Annotated in this window: 3 protein-coding genes and 1 pseudogene; 3 read left to right on the forward strand and 1 reads right to left on the reverse strand. The window is 66.6% G+C overall.

Annotated features, from left to right (window positions below):
• Positions 1-2039: AAA family ATPase (locus VJV41_RS12880; RefSeq protein ID WP_325334247.1), on the reverse strand; the 2039-nt coding region annotated here is incomplete at its 3' end.
• Positions 2040-2319: 280 nt separating this feature from the next.
• Here VJV41_RS12880 and VJV41_RS12885 point away from each other — a divergent pair.
• From VJV41_RS12885 to VJV41_RS12895, 3 genes and pseudogenes are all read left to right on the forward strand, one after another.
• Positions 2320-2505, forward strand: a complete 186-nt coding sequence (locus tag VJV41_RS12885; protein ID WP_325334249.1) for a hypothetical protein — start codon at positions 2320-2322, stop codon at positions 2503-2505.
• Between the two features lie 222 nt (positions 2506-2727).
• The gene (locus VJV41_RS12890; RefSeq protein ID WP_325334251.1) at positions 2728-4128 is read left to right on the forward strand and encodes a cytochrome P450; all 1401 of its coding nucleotides are present in this window, start codon (positions 2728-2730) and stop codon (positions 4126-4128) included.
• Positions 4129-4274: 146 nt separating this feature from the next.
• Positions 4275-4484: pseudogene (locus VJV41_RS12895) on the forward strand (hypothetical protein); the annotation flags it as partial.

The raw sequence follows: 4484 nt of genomic DNA on the forward strand, positions 1-4484 counted from the left end.
CGGTGCGCGGCCACACCGGCGAGGTCCAGCACGATGTCGGTGTTGGCGGGCTGAAGATCGGCCGCCTCGGTCAGCAACTCTTCGGCGCGGCTGAGCGCACCGAGAGACATGGCATGGTGCGCGGCGCGAACGAGAAGCCCGGCGGCTCCGTCGCGATCACCAGCCATCAACAGATGTCGGGCGGCCTCGCCGGCCAGCTCTGGTTCGCCGTGGTCGTCGAGGTCGCGTGCTGCTGCGGCGTGCAGCCGGATCCGGTGCAGCTCGGGCAGACTGGCGTAGTAGGCGTCGCGCACCAGTGCGTGACGGAAGTCGATCTTTCCCTCAACGATCTGCAACAGTCCTGCGTCGGTCGCCGCTTCGAAGGCTGCGTCGAATTCGGCGTCGTCGCGGGGCCCGGCCCGGCGGCGGGTGTCTTCGATGCTCAGCGCGCGCCCGGCCACCGCCATGACCTCGCACAGTGCACGCGAAGATGCCGACAGATGATTGCGGGCGGCCCGCACGGTGGAGCCCAGCCCGTGAGCAAGGTCCGTATCGCCGCGCTGGATCGTGCGTGCCGACTCGACGGCTAGCAGCGCGTTGCCGTCGGCTTGGGCGATCACCCTGCCGATCGCGTCATCATCGAGCATCCCGGCGCTGTGTGCGATCTCGGCGATGTCTTGATCGGCAAGGGGTCCTAGGGCGACATCTGCCAGCAGCGCAGCGCAGTGACGACATTCATCCTCGGCGTCACTGAGTGCGACCGGCAGGGGACGATCGCGCCGGGTCCACACCAGCAGCACTGGCAGGCCCGCCAGGCGCCGACACGCCCGTGCGAGCACCATGGCGCTGGCGTCGTCACAGCCGTGCATGTCTTCCAGGACAGCCAGCACTGGTGCCGATGCTGCCGCGTATGCCAGCAGATCCAACAGCCCCTCGGTGAGGCGGGCCTGTTCGAAATCGGGCGGGCCGGGCGCCACGGGCTGGATCAGCGTTGGCAGCAGCGGCGCCAGCGCCGTGGTGAACGGCTGCCCGTCGGGCACACCACCCAGGCTGCGCAGCAACGAGCTGGCCAGCTCGGCCCACGGCCCATACGGCGGACAACCGATCGAGGACGTGGCGCCAACTGCTGTCAGACCGCCTGTGTGGCCGGCTAGTTCGGCGAGCTCGGCGATTAAGCGGGTCTTTCCGATTCCGGCTTCGCCGTGCGCGATGACCACTCCGCCGGTGCCCGAACGTGCTGAGCGCCACGCCTGTGCCAGCGATTCGAGTTCGCGGTCACGGCCAACCAGCGCAGTCGTTGCGAGCTGACGAAACGTCTTGGCGGCCTGCATCGTTGGATGCTGATTCTGCTGACGGGTGCGGATCTTCTCGGCCAGCTGCCATGTTTCGTCTGACGCAGCGATCTTCAACTCATGCCGTAGTCGCTCGACGATACGGGTGTAGACCGCAAGTGCCAGCGAACGGTCGCCGGCTTCCTCGTAGCGGTGCATCAGCAGACGTGCACACGTTTCGGAAAGTGGATTCAACTCCGCGGCTTGCCGGGCGCGCTCGATCGCCAGCGCCGAATCGCCGTTGGCGGCTGCCTTGGCCGACAGATCCCTTAGCAGTGCGATCACCCTGTCGCGGTGCGATTCACGCGCGAGAACCGCCCACTCATCATCGAGGCCGGCCAACAGGTCACCCGACGACATGGCCAGCGCCTCATCTAGACGGTCATCGGCGACGAGCTCGTCGAACCGCGCGAGGTCGACTTCAACGTTGCGCAAGCCGATCCTGTTACGTGAAGTGTCGAGCACGGCGTCGGCGTGCTCGCCGACAGCACGGCGCAGCGACCACAGCGCGGTGCGCATGCTGTTGCGCGCGGCCGAATCACGAACATCGGGCCACAGTGTCGAGGCGATCTCAGAACGGCTGCGCGCCCCAGCGTGAATCGCTAGCCAGCCCAGCAACGCCACCGCCCGCAGGCTGTCTGGAAGGGCTACCGCAACACCGTCGATGGCAATGCCTATTTCGCCCAGCACGCGAACCGAGACCGACACGCCGGATTGGTCGGCGGCCATCGCGTCCTCCAAGACCTGTTTGGGAAGAAAGCCTAACAACCAATCGGCAACCGTGCCGCTCAATAGGGGTGTGCCTGTTGATTGACGCTGAATTGACGATCCGTTTCCGACACTGCGCTCGAACATGTTGACAGGCACAAAGCATCGCGAATCACCAGGAGAAGCCGATATGTCGCACATTTCACCGGCAACGCTGGGGCCGCCAGACGTCGTCTCAGCTCCGCCAGAAACCGGCCCTACACGATGCAAGCCAACCCCCGTCTTCATCACGGAGCGGGAGGTGGCGTTGAGCACCGCTGCGGCGACATCAACCACGCCGAACCATCGCCGCTGGCTGCACAGCACCGGATTGGCCACGGTGGGGCGCATCCTGAGCGCGCTGACACAGCCACGCCCGCACCGTCCCCGCCGCGAACCGAGCTATATGGAGGCGGCGCGGATGTCGCGCGCGATGGACCGACTATGAAGTCGCCGACACCCAGGACCGCAGAACCCCGCAAGCCGGCTCATCGTCACCGCGCCAACCGCGCAGGAATTGTCACACCGCAAATCGACGACAAGTTCGCCGTGAATACGGAAGCCGAAATTACCCGTCTCCATTTGTGTGACCGGATCGACAGCGCCCGCGCGATTCGCAATGCCCAACGCCGCGCCGCGGACCATTTCCTGATTTGCGACGAGTACCGCAATGACTGACACAGCCATCCGAACGGTCGATGAAGCGTCCTTACCGCTGGCGCCACGAAATCCGTTGCCGTACTGGCAACGTGTGAGGGCACTGCGGGTCTTTCACACCGGGCAGGAGAAGCTGCGCGATTCCGGTGGCCCGGTGACCAGTGTGGGTTTGGGACCCAAGCGGCTCATCGCGCCGATGGTGGTGACCACCTCGCCGGCCGGAATCCGCGACGTCTTGGTCCGCACCGACGCGTTCGTCGACAAAATGGTCATCCACGAGGAAATGCGTCATCTCTTGGGCGACAACCTGTTCGACCTACCACACGAACCCTGGCTGCCGCGCCGACGCGCCCTGCAACCAGTGTTCACCAAACAACACGTCCGCGCCTTCGGCGCCGACATGTTCAGCGCCGCCGACACCACCGCAGCGTGCTGGCCCGACGGCGGCGAGATCGACCTGGACGCGCAAAGCCGACGGCTGACCTTACGGGCATTGGGTCGCTGCGTGCTGGGCCTAGACCTCGACGAGCACGCCGAGGCGCTCGCCGAACCAGTACGGGTCGCGTTGACCTACATCGCCGACCGGGCCCTGCGTCCAGTACGCGCCCCGCGATGGTTACCAACCCCGGCGCGACGCCGAGCCCGAGCCGCCGCCGCCGCCCTGCACCGGCTCGCCGCCGACATCCTGCACGCATGCCGCGCCGACCCCACGGTGCAGGCGCCGCTGGTGCACGCGTTGATCGCGGCCACCGACCCGGCGACCGGACGTGGACTGTCCGACGACGAGATCTGCAACGAACTGATCGTGTTCCTCGCCGCCGGCCACGACACCACCGCCACAACACTGGCCTACGCGCTGTGGGCCTTGGGACATCACCGCAACATGCAGCAGCGCGTCGCCGCCGAAGTCGCCGACCTCGGAGACCGCGACCTGACCCCCGATGACGTTCCCCGAGTCCCATACACCGTCGCGGTGCTGCACGAGGCACTGCGTCTATGCCCGCCCGCTGCCGCAATCGGCCGAATGGCGATGCAAGACATCACCGTCGACGGCCACCGCATCCCGCGCGGCACCATGCTCATCGCGGGCGTCTACGCCGTGCACCGCGACCCCCACCTGTGGGAAGACCCCTTGACGTTCAACCCCGACCGGTTCACCGCGGCGAACCCCAAAACGCGGGACCGCTGGCAATACCTGCCCTTCGGAGCCGGCCCGCGCTCATGCATCGGAGATCACTTCGCGACGCTCGAGGCGACCCTGGCGCTGGCCACCATCATCCGACGAACCGAAATCCATTCCCTACAAACCGACTTCCCGCTCGCCGTGCCGTTCACCACCGTCGCCGCAGAACCCATCCCCGCCCGAGTGCGCCGCCGTCGCAGTGTGTGTAGCCCAACGGTGACGCGATGCTGAACCCACATGGCCACCGATGCCACCAACGAGGTTATCGCGCGTGCCGAGCGTCCCCCCGACGGCGACATACCGAACCACAACCAATGCCGAAACAAACAAGTCCTGGATGCCGCCAAGAGGCGGCCTGAGCTCAAGTGAGGTACACGATGTCGTCAGTTAAGAAACGTTCTGCGGCAAGGAAATCCATCAAGCAATCACGCGGCCGTCACCGTCGCAGCGCCACGTCGCGCTCGGTGCTGTGGCTGCGCGCTGGGGCGGTCGCAGCCGGCCTGGGCGCCGCGGTGGCCGCCGGGCACGGTGTGGCCGCCGCCGCACCTGATTCGGCGTCGCCAGCCGACTCCGGTTCCACCGGATCA

The organism is Mycobacterium sp. (genome assembly GCF_035274705.1).
Lineage (GTDB): Bacteria > Actinomycetota > Actinomycetes > Mycobacteriales > Mycobacteriaceae > Mycobacterium.

Coding starts and splice junctions, on each gene's coding strand:
- VJV41_RS12890 (WP_325334251.1), top strand. CDS start 2,728: ATGACTGACACAGCCATCCGAACGGTCGATGAAGCGTCCTTACCGCTG.